The following is a 26258-nucleotide window of genomic DNA, read 5'->3' on the forward strand; positions in this document are numbered from 1 at the left end:
ATATAATATATAGGTGGTTACTAAAATAAACCTTAACACTTTTCTATATTATACATTTCAGGAGGCTATGACCCAGTTATGGATATTATTCAAGCATTAATTACATGCATGCCGTTTTTCCGCGATACCATACGTCAGGATGTAACCCTTTCCATTATTGATCGCGAAAAATTCCTATACTTTTCTGCAGGAGAGTCGTTAAAGCAATTGGAATTCAAAGCGGGGGACCCTCTGCTTGAAGCCAATCGTGATTTTGCCGATCTGAAAGGCAGTACGGAGAAACAATTTGATCATTATCCCAAAGAATTGTTCGGTGTTCCGTTTGATGTGTCCTACCTTCCGATCAAAAATGAACAGGGTGAAGTCATCGCCATCTTCAATCTGCTCTACAGCATGGATGATCAGGCACAGTTACAACAGCTCATGGAGGCGACCGAGCAGCTGACCAACCAGCTCATTGACAGTGTCCAGCATGTGGCTGCACACTCCGAAGAACTGAGTGCCACCACAGAAGAAATCCGGAATAATTCCAGAGAAGCTGTGCAGAAATCAGGGAACGTCACTCAGGTAGCCAGCTTCATTCGAGAAATCTCGGAACAAACCAATCTGCTAGGGCTGAATGCGGCCATCGAGGCGGCTCGTGTAGGTGAAGCGGGTGCAGGATTCGGCGTCGTTGCCAAGGAAATCCGCAAACTGTCCGTGGACACCAAAGAAGCAACCACCCAAATTGAGGAGTCCCTCCTCGCTGTCCGGCAATCCATTCATATGATGGAGAATGAGCTTGGGGAGATTACCGCCAGCTCGCAGGAACAGGCAGAATTGGTTACCAATTTCATGAGTACCATTGAACAGCTGAATGACACCAGCCAGCAACTAAAACAGTTTGTGCACAAACTGATTACGTTTGATGGCAGATAAACGGCAAATACGTACGATGTTCAAACATAAAAGCCCCCGAATCTACTCGGAGGCTTTTTTCATGTTGATCGTTGCTGGTACTGCCTGTTGGTTTAGCGGATCTCAAAATGGCTTACACGTACACCCGCAGACAATACTAGGTATATGTCACGTTGACCTGCTGCACCTTGAAGGTCAGCCTTGACCGTTGACCATTGCTGCGCACCGCTCTGTGCAATGTCGACACGTCCTGCCAGTGTACCATCCGCTGCATCCAGACGCACTTCGAGCACTGCACCTTCCTGTTCAGCCGATACACGTGCCTCAATGACAGCTGCATGGCTGCCCAGATCTGCATCCTTGAAGGCAATCCATCCCTGTTCGCCAATCACACGGACAGAGGTACCCCCTTCTTTGCTCTCATCCAGATCCACACCGAAATAGGCGTCATAATTCTCAGCACGTGTTACCACGCTCAGATTACGAGCAGGGATGGTTTCCCCATCGACCGTCAGATCGGCAACCAGTTGAATATCGGATGACGATTTGCCGACCATGATGGAATATGTTCCTGCTTCAACCACATAACGATCCCGGGTCACATCCCAGATAGCCAGTTCCTGTACCGGCAGGTTGAAGCTCACTTTCACTGTGGCTCCCGCTTCCACATGGAGACGACGGAATCCTTTTAACGTTTTGAGCGGACGTTTCACTCGGGATTTGCCGGCACGTACATATAACTGCACCACTTCATCACTGGCAATGGTTCCGTTGTTTGTTACGTCAACTGATACTTTAACCGTTCCTTCGGTTCCAGCTTGGCCAGGATTTAACTCCAGGTTACTGTATTTGAACGGAGCATACGTTAATCCATGTCCGAATGGATACAGAACATTGCCTTCAAAATACTGATACGTACGCCCGGATTGAATAATATCGTAGTCCTTGATATCCGTTAATTGATCAGCCGATTGTACCCACGTCATGTTCAAACGGCCTGCTGGCGCGTAATCTCCGTAGAGCACATCGGCCACAGCGTTACCCAGCTCCTGTCCCGCATGGGAAGTGTACAATACAGCCGGGATGTTCTCTTGAACCCAATTGGATGTGAACGGATAACTGCCCACAATAACAACAATGGTATTCGGATTCGCAGCATATACAGCCTCAACCAGACGCTGTTGGGATTCAGCCAGATCCAGACTTGGACGGTCGATCTCTTCCTTCCCGTTCACAAGCGGGTTATTACCTACAAATACAATCGCCGTTTCGGCTTCCTTGGCTGCTGCTACGGCTTCATCCAGTCCGTTCACAACAATATCCTTTTTAAATGTCTCCGTGACTCCAAAAGACTTCAACTCTTCGGACACAGCGAATGCATCGTTACCGCCATTTGGCGCAGTAACCGTTTTGCCATTCCAAGTCGTCAGGCCCACACTGCCGTCTTCCTGCGGAAGCAGGTGGAATACTTCCTTGACGAACCAGCCGTACACTTCATCTGCTGAAGCCGTTACCGTTTCTTCATCTGTCGTCAAATATTTGCCGTTACTTTCTGCCTGGAGCGTGTAACTTCCGAAGCCCCAGTCTGTCAGCGTAAACGTCTCTGCCTCTCCCGAAGCAATGACAGGTGATTTCTCAGCTTCAGACAGCCCAACTGCTTTTCCGTTTGCTACCGAGGTCAGCGTAATCCGGTCATTTCCATCCTTGAATGCAACCTTGTCGCTGCCTATTTTGCCGCTAATCGCTTCAAGCGGGGATACACTGTACGGCATGGTGCCTGCGTACCAGTCACGATAGACCGTGCCGCCAAGCTGACCAATAACGGCCACTTTGCCTGATTTTGTTTTATCCAGCGGAAGTGTGCCTTTGTCATTCTTGAGCAAAACAACCTGTTCTCTTGCTGCTCTGAGGGACAATGCCTTCGCCTTCTCTGTCATCATCGCTTCTTCGCCAATGGACGCATACGGATTGCCTTCAGCCGGATCAAACTCACCCAGGCGGAAACGTACACGGAACGTATTAAACAACGCCAGATCGATATCTTCCATGGTAAGCGTTCCTTGTTCCAGACCTTCACGGAGCGCTTGCTTGGACAGATCAGCATCATCCGTAATGCTGTCGATTCCCGCTTTTACCGATTCCACGGTACCCGGTGTATGAGAGTCATAATACTTATGGTCATTTTTGATCCCCATTACATCACCCGCATCGCTGACAACGAAACCGTCCATACCCCATTCGCCTTTGACAATCTCGTTAACGAATGGATGCAGCAGTGCAGGCGTTCCGTTAATGGAGTTATACGCGGTCATCATGGACTGCGCGCCGCCTTCCTTAAAAGGCTTCTCGAAGGCTTTCAGATAATATTCGCGCATGTTGCGCGGATCAATGCTGGATGAGCCGCTTCCGCGGTCGACTTCATTATTGTTGGCAAGAAAATGCTTCAATGTCGCAACGGCCTTGTAGTACTTCGGATGATCTCCCTGAATCCCTTTGACGAGCGCAGTTGTAAGCTCCGCGGTCAGTTCGGGATCTTCACCATAAGCCTCTTCATTCCGGCCCCAACGCGGATCACGTTCCATATCCACCGTAGGTGCCCACAGCGTGAGACCGTTGACAGCCGGATTCCGTTTGTAAAACACTCGTGCCTCGTCCCCAATGACGGAGCCGATTTCTTCCATGAGTTCCGCATCCCATGTGCATGCCAATCCTACGGGCTGCGGGAAGGATGTAGCTTCGCCAAGCCAGGCCAGGCCGTGAGCGGCTTCCGTTCCGTGTTTATATGCAGCAATGCCCAGACGCTCTACGGCTGGCTGATATTGCAGCATGGATTCGATTTTCTCATCTTCGGTCAGACGGGATACAAGGTCTTTCACTCTTGTGTCCAGTTCGAGCGTTGTATCCTGAAATGGATATTTGGTTTGATTGGTCATGGGTTGGAATCTCCTTTGGGCTTGTGATCGTTTATTTGTCGATGATAGCGAATACATAAAATGTAATATACTCTGTCCATTTCAACACACCAATACTCTTCTCATACAGGCAAAAAACCTTGCCAAATCAACATTTTAAAGAGTCATATTATGTTCTTATCTCCATTTACTAAAACGGTTTCGATAACCTTATCATAAAGCATGTTCAGCAAAAAAAACAGGGGTTCTATACAGGAAAATGTGAACATTAGTCTGTAAAGTCTGCATCGGATCGTTTTATTCGGACACAGTGTGGCAATCATGGATAGGAGTACGTCCCATTCGTGCTTGCCTGGGATACGAACCATGGATTTGACCTGAAGAAAGATCAAGGAGGAAATACCGAATGAGCGATAACCAACAGCCCCCAACGGGCCTGCCCCCTGTTCCGGAGTCCATCTGGAGGGCTACTCATGAATTCGATGCATATCCGAAGCTTACTGAAGATATCAAGGCGGACGTAGCCATTATTGGTGCAGGCATTGCAGGTATCACAACAGCCTATTTGCTTGCCCAAACAGGCATGCGTGTAGTGGTTCTGGAAGCCGGAAAAGTACTGGATGGTACAACCGGTCATACCACAGCCAAGGTTTCTGCACAGCATGGGGTCATATTCGATGAGCTGCTCCACCACTTTGGACAAGAACAGGCACGCATGTATTATGAAGGCAATGCTGCAGCTGCCAACTGGATGCAGAATCTGGTGAGGGAAAAACAGATCGATTGCCAGTGGGCAGAAGAAGATGCCTACGTGTATATTCAATCGGAGGATAACCTGAAAAAGCTGGAGATCGAGCTTACCGCCTACGGCAAGCTGAACATTCCGGGTGAATGGGTCGACCCACTTCCAATTCGGGTTCCGTCGAGGGCAGGCATAAAAATGCCTGGTCAGGCTCGCTTCGACCCACTGGCTTATCTGCATTATCTGCTCGATTCAGCGGTCAAGCAAGGGGTGCAGATCTATGAGCATACAACGGTGACCGATGTGGAGGAAGATGCCTCACTTCATGTACGAACCTATGGTAATGGTCCATCCGTGACAGCTGAACATGTCGTTGTGGCTTCCCACTTCCCTGTGTATGACCCGGGTTTTTATTTTACAAGGCTGCACGCCGAGCGCTCATATGCTGTTGCAGTGGAACCTCAAAAACCCTATGCCGGCGGCATGTATATATCGGACGATGAACCGACCAGGTCCCTGCGCAAAGTGCTTCATGAAGGAAAGGAACTGATTCTTTTCGGGGGAGAAAACCACAAAACCGGACAGGGGATCTGCACCTATGGCCATTACGAACGCCTCGAACGATTCGCAGAGGAGACGTACGGCATCCGCAGCATTCCTTTCCGCTGGTCTGCCCAGGATCTGATATCCATCGATAAGGTGCCCTATATTGGACCCATTACCGGAAGACATGAACGGGTCTATGTTGCTACCGGGTTCGCCAAGTGGGGCATGACCACAGGAACAATGGCGGGACATATCCTGGCAGACCGTATCACTGGTCGTGACAACCCCCATGCCGCTGTATTCGATCCCGCGAGATTCAAAACCGATCCTGGTGTAAAAAACTTTATTATAGAAAACGCGAATGTAGCAAAAGAATTAATCTCCGGCAAAGTAGGCATTGTTCACAAGGACGTCAGCGAGATTGGCAACGATGAGGGCGCCGTGGTTCGTCATAACGGCAAACGGGCCGGTGCCTACAAGGACACCAGTGGCAGACTGTTCTTGGTCGATACAACCTGTACTCATCTGGGATGTGAAGTGGAATGGAATGAAGGAGAACGCTCGTGGGACTGCCCTTGTCACGGTTCCCGCTTCGATTTTGCTGGTAAAGTGATTGAAGGACCCGCTGTCAAAGACCTCAAAGTGCTTGAAGCCTCAGAATAATAGTAAAGATTCGGTTTACAGACCCGGGTAGGACTCCGTCTTCGGACGGAGGCATCTTACCCGGGTTTTGCGTATGCTGGTTTTATGGGAAGTTATTGATCCACAATGTCACCAGACAACGATAACTCAGGACAGAATCGTGACACGGAACTATTTTTAAATCACTACCTTGCATTAAACAGTACTGAATGCTATGATGAATCCATAACTACTGATCAATACACACTAGTGATTGAAGAAGGAATAAGGAGGAACCTGTGTGAACGTGAATATCCAGTTCAAAAAGGGAGTGCTGGAGCTATGCGTCCTGGTACTGATTAACCGCCAGGATCGGTATGGCTACGAACTGGCTCAGGCGGTTTCCAAACATATTGAAGTTGCTGAAGGCGCACTGTATCCATTGCTGCGCAGACTCGTACAAGACGGTTATTGCACCACCTATTTGCAAGAATCAACCGAGGGGCCACCGCGTAAATATTACAAGCTGTCCGATACTGGTCGTGATTACATGCAGGCCTTGACTACAGAATGGAATGAATTTGTGCGCAATGTCGCAAATCTTATTGAGGAAGGAACCCATAATGAATAGACAACAATTTATGCAGGCCATGGAAATTCATCTGCGGCCAATGGAAGCTCAGGAACGGGCAGAATTGCTCGCAGACTATGATCAGCATTTCGAACTCGGACTTCGAGAAGGCAGACCGGAAGAGGAGATTGCCCGTGAACTGGGCCGTCCGGAAGAGATTGCACGGGAAGCACTTGGTGACCGCTATGACGTAAATACACCGGGCTCAGATCCCTTTTACGCTCCGACTTACGGAGAAATGCGGCAACCGAAGAGCAGTAATCGAGCAGCTCGCAACTTTTTTACCGGAATTGGATTGATTTTTCTGAATTTGATCCTGGGGATTCCTCTGGGGTTAACACTCTGGTCGGTGTGGCTTGTGATTGCCAGTCTGTCCTTGCTGGTCTTGGCCCCTGTCGCAGCTGCTTTGGACTTCCTTTTTCTCAATCATTTCGACAAGGCAGAACTGTTCGTGGCCATTGGGGCATTCGGTGTGGGTATTCTATTTGCCATTGCTGCGAAATCGGTATTCAAGGGCTTCAAGGCAGCCACTCTTCGATACCTTAGATGGAACAATAAGACGATGAAAGGAGACGTTTCCGCATGAGTACAAAAAAATGGTTGGCTTTAGCAGTGATTTGTATCGGTATAGGTTTGCTCGGAACGTCCATATATGGAGTTCAGTTCGGAGACAAGCGAGAAGAATATTCCAAGCGATGGGATTTTAAAAGTGATGAGTTACAAAGTGTAATCATGAATGCTAATTTTAGCGCGGATATCGAATTCGTGGTCAGCCCGGACTCCGGTAGTTATATCGAGGTAGACGGTAAATGGGACCCAGCTGTTATCCAAAGCTTCGAACAGGCTAATTTTTCAGATGGAACATTTAAACTGTCCCAAACCGAACGTGAGCAATTACAGTTTTTCACCCTATATTGGAATGACCGTGATTCCAAAATTACCGTTGCCCTGCCTGAAGGGCACCAACTAAATGAGGTTAAGCTCGATTCTTCTTCAAGCGACTGGACTTTGACCGGTTTAAACGCCAATCTGCTTGAGCTGAATAATACCTCGGGATCCATTCAGCTGGAAGATATCTCTGCCCCACGTATTGAACTGGAATTAACATCAGGCGATCTCGAAGCTTCCAGGATTCACGGGAATCTGGATGTGTCTATGAACTCCGGTAATTTCCAGGCAGATCAGATCACAGGTGATTTGAACAGCCGAATCCAATCCGGCGATACCGAGATTACCAAATTAAGCGGCGCCGCCTTGATCAAATTCACTTCCGGTAGCGTGAAGGTTGAGCAAGCTGCATCCGGGCCTATCGATGTGTCGGGACAATCGGGAGATATATTCATTCAAGCCGCACCGGACTTTGAGGGAGTCTATGACGCCCGGGCCACTTCCGGAGATGTTAATGTTCCGGAATCTCCGATGATTAACCAGGAAGTCATCAAGGCCCGTACCACTTCAGGCAGCATCAAAATCACTAATTAATGATGAAGCAAATATCCGAACTGTGGGTAATATAGTATAATTAAATGCCAGTCCAACTTTTAAGGAGGAGTTACCCACATGGAACTTAAAAATAAAACGGCTGTCATTACTGGCGCCGGTAAAGGCATTGGCCGCGCCATTGCTGAAGCACTTGCTAAGGAAGGTGTACATCTCGGCTTAATCGCCCGTACCGCCTCCGATCTGGAGGCCCTTCAGCAATCCTTGAGCCAGGAATACGGCATTAAAGTAACAAGTGCCGTTGCTGACATCTCCGATCGCACCCAAGCTGAAGCCGCTGTAGCAGCGATCGAAATGGAGCTTGGTGCAGTCGATATCCTCATTAATAACGCAGGCATTGCCAGCTTCGGAACATTGCTTGACATGGATCCGGAAGAGTGGGAGCGCATCCTGCATGTCAACGTTATGGGTACATATTACGTCACACGTGCCGTACTGCCGAGCATGATCAAGGAAAGCAGCGGCAGTATCATTAATATCGCTTCTACTGCAGGGGAGCGCGGATTCGCTACAGGTTCAGCGTACTGTGCATCCAAGTTCGCTCTGCTTGGGATGACTGAATCCCTGATGCAGGAAGTACGCAAATCCAACATTCGGGTAACAGCATTGACACCAAGTACGGTAAATACCGAGCTTGCGACCAATGCCGGTCTGAAAATTGGAGACGAAGACCGCATGATGCAAGCGGAAGATGTAGCCGAGCTTGCTCTGGCGACACTCAAGCTCTCCGACCGTGTATTTGTTAAAGCTGCAGGTATTTGGACAACCAATCCACAGTAAACAACAGAAATGATCAGGCCGCCGGAGAAGCTCTTGGCGGTCTTTTTAATTGATTGCCGTCTCATCACCCTTATTGGTCACCTCATAAGGAACGATGGTATTTCCAGCTAAAGCCAACCAATAATCCATCATTCTTTCCCTCCCCTTCTCTTTGCTAAGTCCTCAGTCTATCTTGCTGGAAGCTTCATAGTAAATAATCCGGTTGCCAAACGGATCCGTCACAGTCATTTCCCTCATTCCCCAAGGCGTATCATTAATCCCCGGTCTGGAGTGTTTATATTTTTTCTGATTAAGCTTGTCACACAATTCATCCAGATTAACCGTTTCTATTCTTAGGGCCGCCCCCGGTGTACAATCGCCATGATGCTCGGACAGATGAAGGACAACAGAATTGAGCGATATCTGCATATATAAGGGCATATCCTCTTCAAAACGGTGCTCCCAATCTACGCCAAACCCCAGATAGTCAACGTAAAACACTCTGGCCTTGTCCTCATCAAATATCCTCAAAATAGGCACAATCCCTTTCAACATCCTGATCACTTCCTTTGGAATAATATATGATTCCACTTCAGCCCGCTAAACTGTATTAGATATTTTTTATACGTAACATATTTCCATAATACAATAAATCTTGAACCTGCAATGGAATCATGATCGTTTTTGTTCAAATATAAGGATCTGTGAATTTGCGCTTATTCATTTTCTATAATTTTGTCCATATTATAATATGACCTTTTATGCATAATGCTGGGATATGTAAAGCGGGTTATAATAACATTTAGTGGTAATGCACAAGATGTAACGAAGAATCTTGAATTTTACATCTATCAAATCTTTTGGGAGGAACATTCAACGTGGCTGAACAAGCAAAGTCTGAGAGCTTCATGTCTCTCGTCAAAAAGGGAAACACGTCCTCGGCCGTAGCTATGGCAGGTAATGCCGTACTCGCTCTGTGCAAAGGAGGAGCCTTTCTATTCAGTGGCAGCGGGGCCATGTTTGCCTCTGCCATGCACTCGCTCGCCGATGCCATCAACCAGGGGTTCGTCTTTGTCGGAAGTGTGTTATCCGAAAAAAAACCGACACGTCGCTTCCCAACCGGATTTGGACGGGTCATCAACATTTTCTGTATGATTGCCGTGATCGTGGTCACAATTATGGCATACGAAACCATCCATGAGGGAATTCACCTGCTGCAGCATCCTGCTGGTCATTCAGGCGGTCTCTGGATCAACATCGGTGTGCTCGTATTGAACATTGTGATTGACGGTGCCATCCTGATCAAAGCGATGAAGGAAATCCTTGTTGAAGCGCGTGCGCCCAAGGCGTCCGGTTTCTCCCTTGTTCCTGCAGCGATCAAAAACGTGGGACGCGCTGCACCACCAACACGTCTCGTATTCTACGAAGATGTGGTAGCGGTACTCGGGGCAACGCTTGCCTTAATCTCTGTCATTGTCATTGCATTGACCAATTTCGCATTGCTTGATGGCATTGTGACGACCCTAATTGGCTGTCTGATGATTGCTGTAGCCTTCCGGGTCGGATACGACAATATGATTGGACTCATCGGTGTCGCTGCTCCGCAGGATATTGAGGACAAAGTGTCGCAGACCATTCTGGCAGACTCCCATGTGGCCGATATCCAGATGATGCGCATCATCCAGGAAGGCCGTTATTACCATGTTGAAGGACTGATTGAGCTGACCAAAGGCCTTTCTCTGGCCGATGCTGACGATATCAAGTTCCGTGTTCAGGAGAAATTGATGACCAATCCGGACATCGCCGATGCAGCCATTTCCATTATTGAAGATGATGGGGTGAAAAGCTGGGGCAAGAAACACTCGGATGTCATAAAATAACGACCGCTTTGATATAAATTAAAACAGACCAAGCCCACTCCAGCTGAAGTGGGCTTCTTCATGCTCAATTAACTTTCGACTATAGCCTTCAGGCTGCCGTTCCGTCCTGCAGATCAGATTAGTGTCTTATTGACCCTTGCCCTGTTTCATCCCCAAGGCCTCGATTTTCTCCAGCCACTTCAGGCGAAACGCTTCAGTCGATCCCTTGATTGGACTAATCTCAGTAACCCGTACCGGGGATACACCGGAAAAATTCAAAATATTCGATTTCATGACCCGGTGCCCGGCTTGCCTATATATCAAATGATTATACCAACGGGGTGTATCCATCGTAACAATGAGATGCGCGGACTTTCCTTTTAATAATTTGTCCCACAGGAGCGAGCCTTCCCGATATTTCATGGCAAACCCCGGCAAAAATATACGGTCGATAAATCCTTTCAGAACAGCCGGCATCGCTCCCCACCATAAAGGATACACAAACACCAGATGGTCTGCCCAACGAATGAGCTCCTGGGCTTTCACCAGATCATCCTCAAGATCCGTCCGCTTCCGATACCCGTATTTCAGGTTGGGATTAAACTGAATGTGGCTCAAATCAATAAAATTCACATTACTTCCGGCTCTTTGAGCCCCTTTGATATAAGCATCTGATAGCCCTTTGCAATAACTTTCCGGATCAGGATGGCCGTTAATGACCAGAATATTGGATTTCATACTTGGGTTCCTCCTGTATAATAAGTACGTAAGCATTTTGCATAAAATGCTGACATGAAAGCCGAAGAAGCAGGCGTACTATCATCATAAGGTGAACCTACATCTAAACAAATGATCGAGGACGCCAAAAAATTGCTAATTCGTGCAATGGAGGTACATGAATAACCACAATCTCGGAGTATCCATTTCCATGTTGTATCCAATCATGAAAACTCTCGTTCACAAAGGATATGAACCCGAAACCTTTTTCAAGTATGCCGGTTTTGACTCGGCAATATTGCAGCATGCTGAAGCCCGAATTCCAGTCGAAGAACTGGAACGAATTCTGCTGAAAGCTTCTGAATACTCCAATGATTTGTATTTTGGCTTAAATCAAGGACTCCTGCTCGACTTTGCTGACCTGGGCCTTCTCGGTTACGTTATGATGCATTCCAAGACGATTGGTGATGCACTCGCTGCATATCAGCGGTATAACATCATTTTGTACAGCGGATTCAATCTGGATTGGGAGATCCAAGGGCAAGATGTGGTTTTTCGTCTGTTTTTGCAGTCACCGCAGCAGATGTCCCGTCATTGTGTGGAAGATATGACTGTCTCCGTGTTATCTCTCATCCGCAAATTGGGGAATTGCCCAGTGGACATAAAGGAGATCCGTTTTAGCCATGAAGCACCTGAAGCAGCAAGAAACCTGACCCCATACGTCGACATGTTCGGAGTAACTCCCCAATTTGGAGACAACCATAATCAATTACGCCTGCACAAAAACATTCTCAGTCACCCCGTTCTTTACTCAGATGAAAAGATGCTGAAAGTATTTGAAACGATGGCCCAGGAAAGCAAGGAACAGCTGCATTCTTCCCATACGTTCTCTGGCAAAGTCAGCCGCTGGCTGCTTGATAGCCTTCCTGCCACCTTTCCGACATTACAACATACCGCAGAGCATCTGGGTGTTAGCATTCGCACACTTCAAAGCCGATTGCGTGAAGAAGGTACGACATACCATGAAATATCTGTTCAGGTACGCAAGGAGCTTGCGCTGAATTATTTGCGGGGAGGAAACTATTCTGTTGGTGAAATTGCCTATGCCCTTCATTTTTCCGAGCAAAGTGCTTTTCAGAACGCCTTCAAAAAGTGGACCGGACGGACGCCCGGGCAATACCGCGCGGACCTGAAGCAGTCTGTGGCATTCGATTAGGACTATACGAAGGTACGACTTCGGTTTGAGGAACCTGATCCTTGGAATCTTCCTAGACTTAAGTCTAGGTTCATTTTAACTCCAAAGACCGAGGATAGCCTTTTCTCGTTCATGGTATGCTGTGTGTAACGAGAAAAAAGACTTCACGACTGTTCGGAATGACTCTAATGAAATGATAAAAAGGAGAGATATCATGGCTAAACGTACGATCCTTGCGCCTGTGCTCATTTTGCTGGGCGTGTACCTGATTCTGAACCAGGGAGGTTCACTCGGTCCGGGGACAATCTTTGCCAACTTCTGGCCGACCCTGTTTGTGATCCCGCTCGGGCTGTTTTTCCACTGGCTGTACTTCTCCATGATTGGCAGAGGGGTTGGGTTGCTTGTACCGGGCGGTATTTTGCTGACTGCCGGTGTGGTTAGCCAGATTGCCATGCTCTTCGGTAACTGGGGCACGATGTGGCCTGGATTTATCCTTGCGGTAGCTGTAGGTTTGTTTGAATTGTACTGGTTTGGCGGACGGAACAAATGGCTGCTTATCCCTATCAACATTTTGACGGTGATCTCGCTGTTATTCTTCTCCGTCATGTCCATTGGTTCGATGCTGAGCAGCCTGTCCTTCATCCAGCCGTTCTTGGCGATTTTGCTGATTATGGGTGGGGCATGGTTAATTGTGGGTCGCAAAAGAAACATGTAGTGGCATAAGCTGAAGGGCTCGATTACACTAGACCACTCCGATGACAGAACAACTTCCGATCGCTGTTATTCCCGGATTTCCTTGATTCTCCCCTTTAAAATGGAGAAATCCGGGAATAGCTTATGCTTCCGAAGTAGCTTTCTTTCAGAAAGCTTTTAGGCGCACGCTTTGCTTCTCCAGTTTGTCTGTCCTCTCCGTTATGTGTAAACCCGTTATGGTAAAAACCTGAGCTGTTTGCTTGGAGTGTGGGTAGTCAGAAGAAAAATCCCCTGATCCTTTAAATGGATTCAGGGGATTTTTACTTTAAAAGCATATATGCAAGTGGGATATAGCCTAGTATGCAGCTCGTGCGGCATCTGTTATGCCGGTCATCTGCTATTTGCTGTGCATTTTAAACTCAAGGAACAAGTCGTTGTAATGCGAAAGCATTTTTTTACCCAAGTTATCGTACACTTCCAGCTTGCCTGTCAGTGTCTCATCCGGATAGAAACGCTCATCGCCCGAGATATCCTCTGGCAGCAGTTTCAGTGCCTCGGCGTTTGGTGTGGAGTATCCGACATACTCGGCATTACGTGCGGCGTGATCCGGGTCCAGCATAAAGTTAATAAACTGGTGTGCTCCTTCAATGTTGCTCGCCGTCTTCGGAATGACCATGTTATCGAACCAGAGATTCGAGCCTTCCTCAGGCACCACGTAATCGAGCTTGTCGTTCTCGTCCATAATCTCGGACGCATCTCCGGACCATACGAGTCCAACTGCTGCTTCCTCGTTGGCCAGCAGCATTTTGATCTCATCACCCACAATGGCTCTGACGTTCGGCGTCAGGGTAGACAGTTTTGCCAACGCCTCCTGCAGGTGGTCTTCGTTGGTATCATTCAGGGAATAGTGCAGACTGTTCAGTCCCATCCCCATGACTTCACGAGCACCGTCGAGCAGCAGGATCTGGTTTTTCAGGCGCGGGTCCCACAGGTCGTTCCAGCTCTCAAACGTCAATCCGTCAACCAGCTCCGGATTGTAGACAATCCCCACCGTCCCCCAGAAATACGGGATGGAATACTGGTTGCCTTCATCAAAGGACAAGTCCAAGAACCGGGAATCAATGTTTTTCAAATTCGTTAATTTGCTGTGATCGATGGGAACGAGCAGGTTCTCTTCTTTCATTTTGCTAATCGCATATTCGGAAGGGATGGCTACGTCAAAGGTCGTTCCCCCCTGCTCAATCTTGGTCAGCATCGCTTCATTGGAGTCGAACGTCTGGTAGATGACCTTGATGCCCGTCTCTTCCTCAAACTCCGTCAGCAGATCCGGGTCGATATAATCGCCCCAGTTATAGATGGTCAGCGTGTTGCCGCCAGAGTATCCCTGGCTCTTATTGAGATATGACGCCAGAATCATCAGGGCAAAGGCTGCCACAAACACGATTGCAAACGTCCGTACCAGTTGCTTCATGGACGCAGCCCCCTTCCGGCAGGTGTCCGTGCGGCGCGGCGGTTAATGAAGTAATATCCTATAACCAGCACCACCGTCAGCAGGAAGAGCAGGGTCGACAGTGCATTAATGGACAGTGACACACCCTGTCTGGCCCGGGAATAGATCTCTACCGAGAGTGTGGAGTATCCGTTCCCCGTGACAAAGAATGTAACCGCGAAGTCATCCAGGGAATACGTCAGTGCCATGAAAAATCCGGCAAATATACCCGGTTTGACGTAGGGCAGCACCACACGTGTCAGGACCTGCCATGATCCCGCTCCCAGATCGCGTGCCGCATCCATTAGCGTTGGGCTCATTTCCTGCAGCTTGGGCAGGACCATGATGACCACGATTGGCACACTGAATGCGATATGGGACAGCAGGACGGATGTGAATCCCAGTTTGATCCCGATCATGGTGAACAAAATCAGGAAGGATGCTCCGATAATGACATCCGGGCTTACGATCAACACGTTATTGAGAGACAACAGCGTGTTTTTGGTCCGTTTACGCCGCACATGATAGATCGCAAGAGCTCCTGCCACACCAAGTATGGTCGAAATTGCTGATGACAGCAGGGCGATAATAAATGTGTTGAGTACTATGATCAGTAGCCGGGTATCGGCAAAAACTTCCCTGTACCATTCCAGCGTGAACCCTTCGAAATTACGCATGTGGCCGCCACTGTTGAACGAATAGAAGATCAGGTACGCAATCGGTGCATACAGGACCGCAAATACGACGGCCAGATAGACGTTAGACAGCTTTCCGTTTCTTCCCATTACGCACCTCCTTCTTCCCTGATCCGGTCAGAAACATGATGATCGCCATCGCAATAATCAAAAATACGGCAATCGTTGACCCCATCCCCCAGTCCTGGGTGACGAGGAAATGCTGTTCAATGGCTGTTCCCAGCGTAATAACCCGGTTCCCCGCAATAAGGCGGGTGATCATGAACAGGGATAATGCTGGAATAAATACAGCCTGGCATCCCGATTTAACTCCAGAGAGCGTCAGCGGGAAGATGACCCGGCGAAACGTCAGCCAGGATGAAGCTCCGAGATCCCGCGCTGCATAGATCAGCGAAGGATTCATTTCCTCCAACGCGTTGAAGATTGGAAGAATCATAAACGGAATGAAGATGTACACCGAAACAAAGATAAAGCTGAAGTCGGTGAACAAAATCTGCTGCGAACCTATACCGATCACTTCGAGCAGGGAGTTGGTCAGGCCATATGTTCCGAACAGGCCGATAAAGGCATAGGCTTTTAACAACAGATTAATCCAGCTTGGCAAAATGATCAGCAGAAGCCACAGCTGCTTGTGCTTCGTCCGGGTCAGCAAATACGCTGTCGGATACGAAACTAACAGGGCAAACACCGTAATCAGCAAGGCATACCAGAATGAACTCAGTGTCATCTGCATATATACAGGCGTAAAGAACCGGGCATAGTTGCCAAAGGTGAAGTTACCCTCCACATCAAAAAACGAGTAATAGACAACCAGCAGTACCGGAGCGACAACGAACAGCACCATCCATAATACATATGGAATCAGATACGCATTGCGTGTACTCGCCTTACTCTGCATGGGTGGCCTCTTGATAGGCTTCAAGTCGTTTGTCGAATTCTTCTTCGGTCTCATTAAAGCGCATGACGTGGATGGCTTCCGGGTCAAAATACAGGCCAATCCGTTCCCCTACGACCGCTTTCTTCGTAGAATGCACAAGCCATTCATTGCCTGCATCGTCGTAACTGGATATCTCGTAATGCACTCCGCGGAACAGCTGGGAGTCGACATTGACCTTCAGCTTGCCCTGGTCTTCGGTTGTAATCTCCAAGTCCTCTGGACGTATCACGATCTCAACCGGCTCGTTCGGCTGTAATCCCTGGTCGACACATTCATACTGGGCTCCGGCGAATTCCACCACAAAGTCCTGTTTCATCTTGCCGGATACAATGTTCGACTCCCCGATGAAGTCTGCCACAAAACGGTTAATCGGCTCATCATAGATGTCATTCGGCGTACCGCTCTGCTGGATCACACCGCCGTTCAGGACGAATATCTCATCCGACATCGCTAGCGCTTCCTCCTGATCATGCGTGACAAAGATAAATGTAATGCCCAGCCGCTGCTGCAGCTCACGTAGTTCGTACTGCATTTCGGTCCGAAGCTTCAGATCGAGTGCAGACAATGGCTCGTCCAACAACAGGATCTCTGGTTCATTTACAATCGCACGTGCAATCGCGACCCGCTGACGCTGTCCACCGGACATCTCGCCAATCTCACGGTTTTCATATCCGGACAGGTTGACGAATTTGAGGGCTTCCAATACTTTGCTGCGTATTTCAGCCGTTTTCATCTTTTTGATCCGCAAACCAAATGCCACGTTCTCAAATACATTCAAATGCGGAAATAACGCGTAATCCTGAAACACGGTATTGACCTGGCGCTGGTGGGCAGGAACACGGTTGATCAGTGCTCCGTTAAAATAAATACTGCCCTGTGTCGGCTCCGCAAAGCCGGCGATCAGCCTTAATATTGTCGTTTTGCCGCAGCCCGATGGGCCAAGCAGCGTATAAAATTTACCCCGCTCAATCTCGAAGCTGACTTCCTTCAATACGGCTTCATCCTGATCGTATTGCTGAGTCACCCGGTCGAACCGGATAATTGGTTGTTGATCTGACATGTTTCATCTCGCCCCCTTAAACTTGAGGTACAACTTACCCTGTACACTTTCTATAAATACATTATTACAAATCCCATCTATTATATATGATTCAGCTATATCCGCAATGGTTTTGGTGTAAACGCTGTGTGTCTTTTCTTCTTATTTTCACAAATCCTGCATACATTACGGGTATATGTCGATATCTACGCATACCTCTGGGGAGATTGGAGGGATTTTGAAGCCAGATTTTTGTGCGAAAGGAGTCTTTGCTCGTGGACATTCGCCGCAACCTGCCTTTGCTGATGATCATTTGTTTTCTTAGTCAGATGGGCGGATTCATGATCCTGCCCCTGTTTCCTTTGTTTATTGAGGAATTCGGCCTGTCCGGCTGGATGATGGGGGGTATTTTTGCTCTCTTTTATGTAGGGAAAGTCATTGGCGGGGTGCCGGCAGCGGCACTGTACCGTAAACTTGGAGGCAAAAAGGCGCTTGTTGTCATGCTGTTTGTTCTCGCAGTCTGCATGGGTGGCTTTGCGGTGGCTTCTGCTGCTTATTTGTTTGGCCTGCTGCGGCTGCTGCAAGGACTCGCCTCCACCGGACTTACGGTCATTGTGCGTTCCATCATCGGGGATGGGGGCAATACTGACAACCGTGGCCTGTACAATGGGTATATCAGCAGCAGTGAAGGCGGAGGTATGGTTCTCGGCCCGGTAATCAGTGGTTGGCTTGCACTGCATTGGCCGCTGTCGGTTCCTTTCTTGCTTGTTACAGTGTGCTGCCTGATGGCCATGGGAACAGCCATGGGGATGAAGACCAGGCTGGGCTCTGATCAACCATCTGAACACATCGGACGTAAACATCCTTCAGGTTCGGACTTAGGAACAGCTTCTAACATGGCTGTAGAACATGCCCATGCGATTAAACTCCCCTCTTCAGCAACTGATGATACCGCTGTAAACAATACTGCTGTGTACGGTATGGTCACAGCTTCTCCAACTTCCACTTCCGTTTCGCCTGCTCATAACGCTCCAAGCTCTTTTACAGGGCTTACCCGGCGACAACAACTTATTGGCTACGGCACGGTACATTTTCTGGAGATGAGCGCCTATGCCGTATTTCTGACGTACTTCGCCCTGTATGCGGCACACATTATGCACTGGGACCCGTTTGCGACCAGCCTTGCTTTTACTGTGGCCGGGATTTCAACCCTTGCTGCTGCTCCAGCAGCCGGATATCTGTCGGACCGTATGGGGGATCGTCTGTTACTCTGCATGTTCGGCATGTTGATGATCGGCATCGAAGTCATTGTTTTTCTAAGTACATCCTCTTATGTGTGGGTGTATGTTGGCATGCTGATTGGCGGGGTTGGCGGTGCCTGTTACATGGATTCGTTCTTTGCTCATATCGGGGACCACATCCCTGACACAGGTAGAAGCGAAGTCATAGGCAAAATTGTCTCCGCAGCCGAGATTGGCTCCATCGTGTCTCCTCTGATTGCTGCGCTGCTGGTGGAGTACATTTCGCTTTATGCTGTATTTGTGTTCAACCTTGTACTAATCGCTGCTGCCATCGCAGTTCAAGCAGGGATGCGGAGCCGGTACAGATCGAAACAAGGGTAACGCACAAGACTGCCCACACGAGTGGGCGGTCTTCTTTATTTTATTTTCTTCCTATTATAGAGGCTATATATTGTGCATTTTCGAGGATTTTTCTTTTTAAGTACGGGTCTGTCTTGTCAGGTAAATCTGTTGGTTTGTAAAACTTCGCTTCAAGAACTTCAATCCCATCTGGCCTCAGCTCTCCCTCATACTCCGTGCAAATGTACCCGATGACCACATTATAATATTCATGCCCGTTTTTTAATTTGGTATATAACTCCTTCCCGGAAAAGACACCGTATAGTTCAAGTTTCTTGAGCTCTATGCCAATCTCTTCATGGACCTCTCTCATCGCTGCCTCTTCTACCGACTCGCCGAGCTCCATGAATCCACCCGGTACTCCCCAGGTATCATCGATATGCCGAACCAGCAGAATCTCACCCGTCTTATTCAAAATCAAAATACTCGGTCTCACCAATATAACAGGAGCATTGCCAATCATTCCTCGCAGCGATTCAATGTAACCCATGGGCTATTCCCTCCCTATGTGAAGTCATGACCTCATTATAGGTGTGTTACATATTTCCATATAGAGAAAAAATTCTATTGTTTCTTTCCTATTTTATAGACTTTCGTTTGATGCAAAACAGCAAAAAATAACCCGCTCGCACGATTTAGTGTGCAAACGGGCATTTCATCGGTGAATCTCCGGCCGGCGGTTGTTGATTCTCTGACTTGATACTGTGCTTTTCGCTATTCTGCAGTTCTGCTCCAGATGCTTTTCCATCCAGGGTATACGCCTGATCCTGTCTGAAAAAGTTCGGCTTCACGATATCATTGCGATAGGAACTGTGGAAAATATGCGTCGTCGCCGGAGATACGGGCGGAATCAGCCAAACCCAATCGCCGGTCAGCTCACGACCGGCCATCTCCTCCCGCTGCTCAAACAATGCAAATTGCGCTGCAGCCGTGTGGTGATCCACAATGCTGACGCCTGCTTTCTTGAACGAATGCAGTACGGCTACATTCAATTCAACAAGTGCTCGGTCTTTCCATAGCGTCGTTTCACTTGACGTATTTAGTCCAAGCGCTGCTGCCACCGCAGGCAACTTGTTGTACCTGAACGTATCCGCCAGATTGCGGGCACCGATCTCGGTTCCCATATACCAGCCGTTAAACGGCGCAGCCGGGTAAGAGATGCCGCCAATCTCGAGTCTCATGTCGGCAATCATCGGCACACCGTACCAGCGCAGGCCGAGCTTAGCAATCTCGGGCCGCTCCGGGTGTTCAATTGACACCTCCACAATGTCTTCCTGAGGTACAGAGTACCATTCAGGAGATTCCCCCTGCGCCTCAATAATGAGCGGCAGTACATCATAAGCGCTCCCTGCCCCTTTCCAGCCAAGTGACAGGGCCACCTTGGTCAATTCCACGGATGCGGGATCACCAACGATGCCTTGGCCTGTCTCGTATCCGGCATAACGGATGAGCTGGTGGTTCCAGATCCGCACGGGAGTTCCGCTTGGGCCATTCGGTGGAAGGATCGTAATCATGGGAATGACTTTACCACCATTGGATGCAACGCGGATATGATTCAGCACTGCATCCGCCGCCGTTCCAGCCGTGTCTGCGTGACGCGCATCCACAATCCGCAGTTTATCCCAGAATAATCGACCAATACAGCGGTTGCTGTTCCTCCATGCCATTTTACAGCCCTGCTCCAATTCTTCGGCTGTATGCACATAGGTGCCGGTATCTTCAATCTCTTGGTTAACGGCAATAAGCCGGGCCTCCGCGTCTTCACGCGAATGGCCCAGCTCGTCATAACATGTATATATAAACCGTTCAGCTTCCTCCTGCAATTGTTCCAGGTCTGCCCGCATCGTTCATTCCACCAATCTATACATCTTGAATGCCATCATTATACGGCAAGCACACCGGATTTGTAAGCGAACGGGGACTTTGTTCACGGACTCTACATATCGTTGTAAGGATGCAGGTTAACTTTGCTTATTTGCCCAGAAATGCGTTTAACATCCAGATTTCTTTATCCAGCACTGCTGTGAATCCAATCAGCATATCCTCCGTAGCGTTATCCTCTGCTTCACCTGCTGCATGAATGCCTTCTTTAATGACTTCCACCATCGTGCGCAGATCGGCAACTACAGACTCAACCATACGCTCAGCAGACCATTTTCCCTGTGCCTCTTGAATTGGAGACAAACGCAGCTGTTCAGACATGGTGGCTACCGGACGGCCACCAATCGCAAGCAGGCGTTCTGCGGCTTCATCCATGTTCGCAGTAGCCAGATTGTACAGTTCTTCGAATTTGGCGTGCAGCGTGAAGAAATGTGGTCCTTGAACATACCAGTGGAAATGGTGCAGTTTCGTATACAGTACGGACCAGCCTGCAATCTGGCGGTTCAGAACTTCGTGCAGTGCAGCGGCATGGTTAGCAAAAGTGTTGGTTTTCGTTTGAATTGTGCTCATGGATAATTATCCCCTCTCGAATGTGATATCATTTGATTTTTTAATCATCATATAAGTTAATTTACACTTCTTTAATTTAGACTTAATCTAAATCTTGTTTTAATTATAACACCACCTTTCTACTTTGTGAAGACATGAGCCCATTCAATCCAATGAAGATTCCATGAAGTTAAGCTTCATCTTTGGTCCATCACCAGAACCCGGAGCCATCCAGCTTACACACAGCATTTATACCTTAGATAGGAATAATACACAGCGATCATCCTCACATATCAAAACAAAACAAAAAACAGCCCTTCACCTCAGTGAGATGACAGGACTGAATGAAAGAACGTATGACTCTTTATTTATGAACAAACTCGGATGTAAGAATGCGAGCTACTTCACTATACGTGCGTGCCACATGATGCGGCTGATGATCCGATTCCGGCTTGGCATCACGGTGGTTGAACCAGATGACTTTCCATCCGGCGTTGACTGCACCCACTACATCGTTACGCCACGAATCTCCAATGTAATAGCTGGAACGGGCATCTGTCCCTGTCTGCTTACTTACATGTTCAAACAACCTGGAATCCGGTTTAGCATAACCGATGGTGCCTGAGATGAAGATTTGCTCCTCGGGAACGAGGCCAAACACATCCAGTGCTTCGAGTTTCCGCTTCTGATGTCCTCCCTCACCATTGGTAATGAGCCCTACGGTATGTCCGTCTGCCATAAGCTTTCTCATCAGGTCATATGCACCTTCAAAAGGCTGGATCTGAAACTGTCTGTTCAGATATTGTGCTTGCAGTTCTTCAGCATGACCCTTTAGCAAAGCTATGTCGAACTCCTTCATCGTCAGTTCAAACCTTTGCCGCCGCATCCGTTCCACCGCTTCTGGCTCAGGAACAGCAGAGAGGTCCTCCTGATCAGACAACCAGTCACTATAATAGCGGAAGCGATGGTAAGCCTCTGCATATGGAAAATCATCAGGAAGTCCGAGAACTTCCTGCAAAGCTCCACGGAGCGGCTGCAAGTGGTCGTACAGGGTATCATCTACATCAAAAAATATGGCTTTTGTGTTATTTGTTCTTTCCGTCATTACTGATCTTTCCTCCTAACCATTGCTCCACATACTCCTTCTTAGTATACATGCTAAACTAGAAGCGCCCCATTTCATAGCATACTGCTTGAAATGGGGCACTTCTATAATCACTTTACTGTAATATCTAAATACTCATTGCTGCTCTACAATCAACGGTACAACTTTGCCTGCATTTACATCAATCAGGCCGTGATCCGTAATTTTCAATGCAGGACTCACCGCGAGGGAATGAGTGCTGATGGACATGATCGGGTTATAGTGCACATAACCAAGAGACAGCATTGCTGCCCGCAATTCCTTCACCTGATGAGAAACTACGGCGAGCGGCTCTTCCGTTAAAATGCCTCCCACAGGGAGCTCCAAGTGAGACAGCACCTTGCCATCCTCTACCACACAGAATCCGCCCTGGCTCGAAATAACGGTGTTAGCTGCCAGAATCATATCTTCACGGTTGCGTCCAACGACCAGGAGGTTGTGGTTGTCATGTGAATACGTCGTTGCAATAGCCCCCCGTTTAATCGTATCTCCACCGATCAAACCATGTGCCCGATTGCCATTGACACCATAACGCTCAAAGGTAGCAATCTGTCCGTATCCGCTGTCTTCCCACTGGAGTTCACCATTGGCAGCCTGAACCTGAGCGATATGCTCTTCCACAAAGGTGGACCCATCTTTCACCATCATGACGCGGCAGTTGTATGGTCCTTCATCCGTCTGATTGGCCGTACCCACAACTTTCGGATCGCTCAATTGAATAGCGAAATCTTCTGCTGCCAACTTGTCCAGCTGTACACTCTTATAAAAATGGGACGGGAACTGTCCGGTCATCCGTTCCTGCTTATACGGTTCGTAGTCGTCATAAGCTTTCCGGCCATTTTTATACACCTGGTCAATCGCCAATTTCTCCAGATCGGATAACAGAACATAATCCGCCACTTTACCTGGGGCGATGCTGCCACGGTCGGTCATTTTCATCCGGGATGCAGGGGTAGACGTGGCTGCGTAAATCGCATCTTCGGGACGCATGCCCATGCGAATCGCTTTACGCACAATATGATCCAGATGACCGCGTTCTACAAGTGAATCCGGCATAACATCATCCGTCACAAAGCAGAAATGCTGAGCGACATCATGCTGAATCAGGTACTCCATCACTTCTGGCGTCATCGATTTCTCCTGAATTTCAATAAACATGCCTGCTGCAATTCGAGCCTGTAATCCCTCGATGCTCTGATGTGTATGATCGGAATCCACACCTGCATAGATCAGTCGATGCAGATCGAGTCCTAGCAGTTTTGGTGTATGACCTTCAATGACAAGATCCGGATAATGCTTGCGGATATGCTGCAAAATTTGATTGGTCTTACATTCCGGATCACGGATGACATCCACATAGTTCATGATTTCACCCAAACAGATGATCTCTCCGGTAGCCAGCAGCACATCCATGTCTTCAATCTCGATCGAGCCGCCTGTCGTTTCCATCGGCGTTGCCGGAACGGAGCTCGGGATGGCATAGAACATGTTGACCGTTGTCTCACGACTCGCAGCCATCATCTCCTGCACCCCTTCGAGCCCAAACACATTCGCCATCTCATGCGGTTCCGCTACAATGGACGTTACCCCGCAGCGAATCAGACCATGGGAAAAGGTGGCCGGCGTCACCATCGTACTCTCGATGTGCAGGTGGATATCGATAAGGCCCGGAATCATGTATCTTCCCCGTGCATCGATGACCTCATCTGCCTGAATCAGCTCAGGGCCGCCTGGTCCGACGTACATAAACCTGCCGTCCAGTACAGCGACGTTGTTCAATTCAAACCGTTTATAATAACTGTTATACACATTTACATTCACAATCAGTTGATCTGCACGCATGGGGCATAATCTCCTTCTTCTGAGCACGCTGCATATCCAATCATGCAGCATGCTGCCTTTGCTGCTTCTGCTTCCTGCTGCTATTTACGTTTTATTACTGCTATTCAACGAGGACGAGCTTGTCCTGCGGGAAAATCAGGCTGACGCGCTGCCCGCTGAGGTACGGCGTCTCCATTTCCTGGTTGGCTGTAAAGTCACCGAGTTCTGTCTCAATGACATACTGATAGCTGCGTCCCAGATACGTACTCACCTTCACGATCCCTGGCAGGGCATTTGCCAGATCCGCTGACGTATCCCCACTAACGATTAGATCATCCGGGCGAATCGCACCTTTGCGGGCGCCAGGGCGTGCCGTTCCGGGATGGGCTGTTGCGGTGAACAAACGTCCTCCCGCTTTCAACGAGATCTCATCTCCCGCATCACTGCGCTCAGCAAACTCAATAAAGTTATGGAATCCGATGAATTGGGCTACAAATTCCGTTGCCGGATATTTGAAGATGGTCTCCGGGCGGTCGAGCTGCTCGACAACGCCTTTGTTCATGATCGCTACCTGATCCGAGATGGAGAAACATTCCTCCTGGTCATGGGAGACATAAAGTGTCGTAATTCCCAGCTCCTGCTGAATCCGGCGAATCTCCACCCGCATGTTGAGCCGCAGGTTGGCATCCAGGTTACTGAGCGGTTCGTCAAACAGCAGCAGATCCGGTTCAATCACAAGTGCGCGGGCAATCGCCACACGCTGACGCTGTCCACCGGACAGCTCCTGCGGGAAACGTTTCTCGAAACCGTTCAGGTTCACCACTTCAAGAATACGCATGACGCGTGCCGAGATATCCTTGTCTTTCACCTTGCGCATCCGCAGCCCGAAGGCCACGTTGTCATACACAGACAGATGCGGAAATAACGCATAACTCTGAAATACAAATCCGAAGTTCCGCTTGTTCACTGGAACCTTCGTATAGTCCTTGCCGCCGAACATAAACTTGCCCTGTGTTGCTTCCAGGAATCCGGCGATGAGGCGCAGCGTAGTTGTTTTGCCGCAACCGCTCGGTCCGAGCAGGGAGAGCAGCTTACCTTTTTCCAGCTCCAATTGAAAATCCTTCAGGATCGTCTGGTTATCGTAAGCCACCGATACGCGATCCAATGTCAGCAATGCCATAGCGTTCTGCGCCTCCAATTAACGTTTAGTAAAATATGAAAATCCGCCCATGATCCGTTCGATCACGAACATTAAAAGTCCGGTCAGTACCATCAGCAGCACGGAAATGGCTGCAATGGTTGGGTCAAAATAATTCTCGACATACGTCAGCATTTGAATTGGTAATGTGCTTACCCCTGGTCCGGTCATGAACACGGAGATGTCCACGTTGTTGAACGACTCCAGAAAGGCAATCAGCACAGCCGCCAGAATCCCCGAGCGAATGTTGGGCAGCACGATCTGGAAGAACGTTCTGACACGCCCCGCACCGAGACTCAGCGCAGCTTCTTCCACTGCAAAGTCAAAACTCGACAGACTTGATGCAATGACGCGAATAATAAATGGAAGCATAATAATGGTGTGACCGATCAACAGTCCGAGATACATCGGCAGATGGTAGATTACGATCAGGTATTTCATCAATGTAAAACCGAGCACGATTCCCGGAATGAGTACCGGTGACAGGAACAATGCATTCAGCACGGACTTGCCTTTAAAATCGTAACGACTAAGTGCATACGCAGCCGGAACCCCGAGCAGCAGCGCCAGCAAATTCCCTAGCAGGGAAATGATGATGGACGTCTGGAACGTACGAAGGAAACCGCCTGTGTTGAAAATATTCTCGTACCAGCGGAGGGAGAAGCCCTCCGGCGGAAATTTGAGTACCGTTCCCGGTTCAAACGAAGTGACCGATATGATCAGAAGCGGGCCCAGCAGAAAGATAAAGACCAGCAGACTGAACAGGCCCAGCCCGATATGTTTCTCCCGCATA

24 protein-coding genes are annotated in these 26258 nt (G+C 48.6%); 10 read left to right on the forward strand and 14 right to left on the reverse strand.

Annotation, left to right across the window (positions count from 1 at the left end; all coding sequences use genetic code 11):
• Positions 1-78 precede the first annotated feature (78 nt).
• Entirely contained in the window at positions 79-918 is an 840-nt protein-coding gene (locus HP552_RS17930) for a methyl-accepting chemotaxis protein (RefSeq protein WP_175396775.1), read from the forward strand.
• Positions 919-1010: 92 nt separating this feature from the next.
• On the opposite strand, the gene HP552_RS17935 is transcribed toward HP552_RS17930, so the two are convergent.
• Entirely contained in the window at positions 1011-3830 is a 2820-nt protein-coding gene (locus HP552_RS17935; protein ID WP_175396776.1) for a glycoside hydrolase family 3 C-terminal domain-containing protein, read from the reverse strand.
• Between the two features lie 385 nt (positions 3831-4215).
• Between HP552_RS17935 and HP552_RS17940 the strand changes: the two genes are divergently transcribed.
• From HP552_RS17940 to HP552_RS17960, 5 genes are all read left to right on the forward strand, one after another.
• On the forward strand, positions 4216-5760 hold the full coding sequence (locus HP552_RS17940) for an FAD-dependent oxidoreductase (protein ID WP_175396777.1): 1545 nt from the start codon (positions 4216-4218) through the stop codon (positions 5758-5760).
• 259 nt (positions 5761-6019) lie between these two features.
• Positions 6020-6349 (forward strand): PadR family transcriptional regulator, encoded by a 330-nt coding sequence (locus HP552_RS17945; protein ID WP_175396778.1) that lies wholly within the window; start codon positions 6020-6022, stop codon positions 6347-6349.
• Complete coding sequence (locus HP552_RS17950; RefSeq protein ID WP_175396779.1) at positions 6342-6935, forward strand: DUF1700 domain-containing protein; 594 nt, start codon at positions 6342-6344, stop codon at positions 6933-6935. The genes HP552_RS17945 and HP552_RS17950 overlap by 8 nt, the downstream gene beginning before the upstream one ends.
• Positions 6932-7831 (forward strand): DUF4097 family beta strand repeat-containing protein, encoded by a 900-nt coding sequence (locus HP552_RS17955; RefSeq protein ID WP_175396780.1) that lies wholly within the window; start codon positions 6932-6934, stop codon positions 7829-7831. The genes HP552_RS17950 and HP552_RS17955 overlap by 4 nt, the downstream gene beginning before the upstream one ends.
• Before the next feature lie 78 nt (positions 7832-7909).
• Positions 7910-8629 (forward strand): 3-ketoacyl-ACP reductase, encoded by a 720-nt coding sequence (locus HP552_RS17960; RefSeq protein WP_175396781.1) that lies wholly within the window; start codon positions 7910-7912, stop codon positions 8627-8629.
• A gap of 162 nt (positions 8630-8791) precedes the next feature.
• Here the strand turns inward: HP552_RS17960 and HP552_RS17965 are convergent, their stop codons facing one another.
• A complete protein-coding gene (locus tag HP552_RS17965) occupies positions 8792-9163 on the reverse strand; it encodes a glyoxalase superfamily protein (RefSeq protein ID WP_175396782.1) in 372 nt (123 codons plus the stop codon).
• Between the two features lie 353 nt (positions 9164-9516).
• On the opposite strand from HP552_RS17965, the gene HP552_RS17970 reads away from it, so the two are divergent.
• Entirely contained in the window at positions 9517-10488 is a 972-nt protein-coding gene (locus HP552_RS17970) for a cation diffusion facilitator family transporter (RefSeq protein WP_217506493.1), read from the forward strand.
• 126 nt (positions 10489-10614) lie between these two features.
• Here the strand turns inward: HP552_RS17970 and HP552_RS17975 are convergent, their stop codons facing one another.
• Positions 10615-11205, reverse strand: a complete 591-nt coding sequence (locus HP552_RS17975) for an NAD(P)H-dependent oxidoreductase (RefSeq protein WP_175396784.1) — start codon at positions 11203-11205, stop codon at positions 10615-10617.
• A 157-nt stretch (positions 11206-11362) separates the two neighbouring features.
• Here HP552_RS17975 and HP552_RS17980 point away from each other — a divergent pair, with 157 nt between their 5' ends.
• Together HP552_RS17980 and HP552_RS17985 are read left to right on the forward strand one after the other, a co-directional pair.
• Positions 11363-12400 carry an AraC family transcriptional regulator gene (locus HP552_RS17980; RefSeq protein WP_175396785.1) on the forward strand — a complete coding sequence of 346 codons (1038 nt, stop codon included), beginning with the start codon at positions 11363-11365 and terminating at the stop codon, positions 12398-12400.
• 193 nt (positions 12401-12593) lie between these two features.
• Positions 12594-13094, forward strand: a complete 501-nt coding sequence (locus HP552_RS17985; protein WP_175396786.1) for a hypothetical protein — start codon at positions 12594-12596, stop codon at positions 13092-13094.
• Positions 13095-13469: 375 nt separating this feature from the next.
• On the opposite strand, the gene HP552_RS17990 is transcribed toward HP552_RS17985, so the two are convergent.
• The 4 genes from HP552_RS17990 to HP552_RS18005 are packed head-to-tail and all read right to left on the reverse strand — an operon-like array spanning position 13470 to position 17253.
• On the reverse strand, positions 13470-14543 hold the full coding sequence (locus HP552_RS17990; RefSeq protein WP_175396787.1) for an ABC transporter substrate-binding protein: 1074 nt from the start codon (positions 14541-14543) through the stop codon (positions 13470-13472).
• Positions 14540-15346, reverse strand: coding sequence for an ABC transporter permease (locus tag HP552_RS17995; protein ID WP_175396788.1), 807 nt, complete (start codon positions 15344-15346; stop codon positions 14540-14542). Before HP552_RS17995 ends, HP552_RS17990 begins: the two co-directional genes overlap by 4 nt.
• A complete protein-coding gene (locus tag HP552_RS18000) occupies positions 15321-16154 on the reverse strand; it encodes an ABC transporter permease (RefSeq protein ID WP_175396789.1) in 834 nt (277 codons plus the stop codon). The genes HP552_RS17995 and HP552_RS18000 overlap by 26 nt, the downstream gene beginning before the upstream one ends.
• The gene (locus HP552_RS18005) at positions 16144-17253 is read right to left on the reverse strand and encodes an ABC transporter ATP-binding protein (RefSeq protein ID WP_175396790.1); all 1110 of its coding nucleotides are present in this window, start codon (positions 17251-17253) and stop codon (positions 16144-16146) included. The genes HP552_RS18000 and HP552_RS18005 overlap by 11 nt, the downstream gene beginning before the upstream one ends.
• A gap of 254 nt (positions 17254-17507) precedes the next feature.
• Here HP552_RS18005 and HP552_RS18010 point away from each other — a divergent pair, with 254 nt between their 5' ends.
• Complete coding sequence (locus tag HP552_RS18010) at positions 17508-18854, forward strand: MFS transporter (RefSeq protein WP_175396791.1); 1347 nt, start codon at positions 17508-17510, stop codon at positions 18852-18854.
• Positions 18855-18894: 40 nt separating this feature from the next.
• Here HP552_RS18010 and HP552_RS18015 read toward each other — a convergent pair whose 3' ends face one another.
• From HP552_RS18015 to HP552_RS18045, 7 genes are all read right to left on the reverse strand, one after another.
• Complete coding sequence (locus tag HP552_RS18015; RefSeq protein WP_175396792.1) at positions 18895-19362, reverse strand: NUDIX hydrolase; 468 nt, start codon at positions 19360-19362, stop codon at positions 18895-18897.
• A 145-nt stretch (positions 19363-19507) separates the two neighbouring features.
• Entirely contained in the window at positions 19508-20716 is a 1209-nt protein-coding gene (locus tag HP552_RS18020; protein WP_175396793.1) for a nitric oxide synthase oxygenase, read from the reverse strand.
• 127 nt (positions 20717-20843) lie between these two features.
• Complete coding sequence (locus HP552_RS18025) at positions 20844-21323, reverse strand: Dps family protein (protein ID WP_175396794.1); 480 nt, start codon at positions 21321-21323, stop codon at positions 20844-20846.
• Between the two features lie 343 nt (positions 21324-21666).
• Entirely contained in the window at positions 21667-22407 is a 741-nt protein-coding gene (locus HP552_RS18030; protein ID WP_175396795.1) for an HAD family hydrolase, read from the reverse strand.
• A 135-nt stretch (positions 22408-22542) separates the two neighbouring features.
• On the reverse strand, positions 22543-24288 hold the full coding sequence (locus HP552_RS18035; protein ID WP_175396796.1) for an adenine deaminase: 1746 nt from the start codon (positions 24286-24288) through the stop codon (positions 22543-22545).
• A 100-nt stretch (positions 24289-24388) separates the two neighbouring features.
• Positions 24389-25447 carry an ABC transporter ATP-binding protein gene (locus HP552_RS18040; protein WP_175396797.1) on the reverse strand — a complete coding sequence of 353 codons (1059 nt, stop codon included), beginning with the start codon at positions 25445-25447 and terminating at the stop codon, positions 24389-24391.
• Positions 25448-25465: 18 nt separating this feature from the next.
• Positions 25466-26257 carry an ABC transporter permease gene (locus HP552_RS18045; RefSeq protein WP_024632851.1) on the reverse strand — a complete coding sequence of 264 codons (792 nt, stop codon included), beginning with the start codon at positions 26255-26257 and terminating at the stop codon, positions 25466-25468.
• Position 26258 lies beyond the last annotated feature (1 nt).

It is taken from the genome of Paenibacillus xylanilyticus (genome assembly GCF_013359935.1).
In the GTDB taxonomy this organism is placed as follows: Bacteria; Bacillota; Bacilli; order Paenibacillales; family Paenibacillaceae; genus Paenibacillus; species Paenibacillus xylanilyticus.

What these genes read in the sequence shown, in the direction of transcription:
- HP552_RS17930 (WP_175396775.1), top strand. Translation starts at nt 79, where the DNA reads ATGGATATTATTCAAGCATTAATTACATGCATGCCGTTTTTCCGCGAT.
- HP552_RS17935 (WP_175396776.1), bottom strand. Translation starts at nt 3,830, where the DNA reads ATGACCAATCAAACCAAATATCCATTTCAGGATACAACGCTCGAACTG.
- HP552_RS17940 (WP_175396777.1), top strand. Translation starts at nt 4,216, where the DNA reads ATGAGCGATAACCAACAGCCCCCAACGGGCCTGCCCCCTGTTCCGGAG.
- HP552_RS17950 (WP_175396779.1), top strand. Translation starts at nt 6,342, where the DNA reads ATGAATAGACAACAATTTATGCAGGCCATGGAAATTCATCTGCGGCCA.
- HP552_RS17955 (WP_175396780.1), top strand. Translation starts at nt 6,932, where the DNA reads ATGAGTACAAAAAAATGGTTGGCTTTAGCAGTGATTTGTATCGGTATA.
- HP552_RS17960 (WP_175396781.1), top strand. Translation starts at nt 7,910, where the DNA reads ATGGAACTTAAAAATAAAACGGCTGTCATTACTGGCGCCGGTAAAGGC.
- HP552_RS17965 (WP_175396782.1), bottom strand. Translation starts at nt 9,163, where the DNA reads ATGTTGAAAGGGATTGTGCCTATTTTGAGGATATTTGATGAGGACAAG.
- HP552_RS17970 (WP_217506493.1), top strand. Translation starts at nt 9,517, where the DNA reads ATGTCTCTCGTCAAAAAGGGAAACACGTCCTCGGCCGTAGCTATGGCA.
- HP552_RS17975 (WP_175396784.1), bottom strand. Translation starts at nt 11,205, where the DNA reads ATGAAATCCAATATTCTGGTCATTAACGGCCATCCTGATCCGGAAAGT.
- HP552_RS17980 (WP_175396785.1), top strand. Translation starts at nt 11,363, where the DNA reads ATGAATAACCACAATCTCGGAGTATCCATTTCCATGTTGTATCCAATC.
- HP552_RS17985 (WP_175396786.1), top strand. Translation starts at nt 12,594, where the DNA reads ATGGCTAAACGTACGATCCTTGCGCCTGTGCTCATTTTGCTGGGCGTG.
- HP552_RS17990 (WP_175396787.1), bottom strand. Translation starts at nt 14,543, where the DNA reads ATGAAGCAACTGGTACGGACGTTTGCAATCGTGTTTGTGGCAGCCTTT.
- HP552_RS17995 (WP_175396788.1), bottom strand. Translation starts at nt 15,346, where the DNA reads ATGGGAAGAAACGGAAAGCTGTCTAACGTCTATCTGGCCGTCGTATTT.
- HP552_RS18000 (WP_175396789.1), bottom strand. Translation starts at nt 16,154, where the DNA reads ATGCAGAGTAAGGCGAGTACACGCAATGCGTATCTGATTCCATATGTA.
- HP552_RS18005 (WP_175396790.1), bottom strand. Translation starts at nt 17,253, where the DNA reads ATGTCAGATCAACAACCAATTATCCGGTTCGACCGGGTGACTCAGCAA.
- HP552_RS18015 (WP_175396792.1), bottom strand. Translation starts at nt 19,362, where the DNA reads ATGGGTTACATTGAATCGCTGCGAGGAATGATTGGCAATGCTCCTGTT.
- HP552_RS18020 (WP_175396793.1), bottom strand. Translation starts at nt 20,716, where the DNA reads ATGCGGGCAGACCTGGAACAATTGCAGGAGGAAGCTGAACGGTTTATA.
- HP552_RS18025 (WP_175396794.1), bottom strand. Translation starts at nt 21,323, where the DNA reads ATGAGCACAATTCAAACGAAAACCAACACTTTTGCTAACCATGCCGCT.
- HP552_RS18030 (WP_175396795.1), bottom strand. Translation starts at nt 22,407, where the DNA reads ATGACGGAAAGAACAAATAACACAAAAGCCATATTTTTTGATGTAGAT.
- HP552_RS18035 (WP_175396796.1), bottom strand. Translation starts at nt 24,288, where the DNA reads ATGCGTGCAGATCAACTGATTGTGAATGTAAATGTGTATAACAGTTAT.
- HP552_RS18040 (WP_175396797.1), bottom strand. Translation starts at nt 25,447, where the DNA reads ATGGCATTGCTGACATTGGATCGCGTATCGGTGGCTTACGATAACCAG.
- HP552_RS18045 (WP_024632851.1), bottom strand. Translation starts at nt 26,257, where the DNA reads ATGCGGGAGAAACATATCGGGCTGGGCCTGTTCAGTCTGCTGGTCTTT.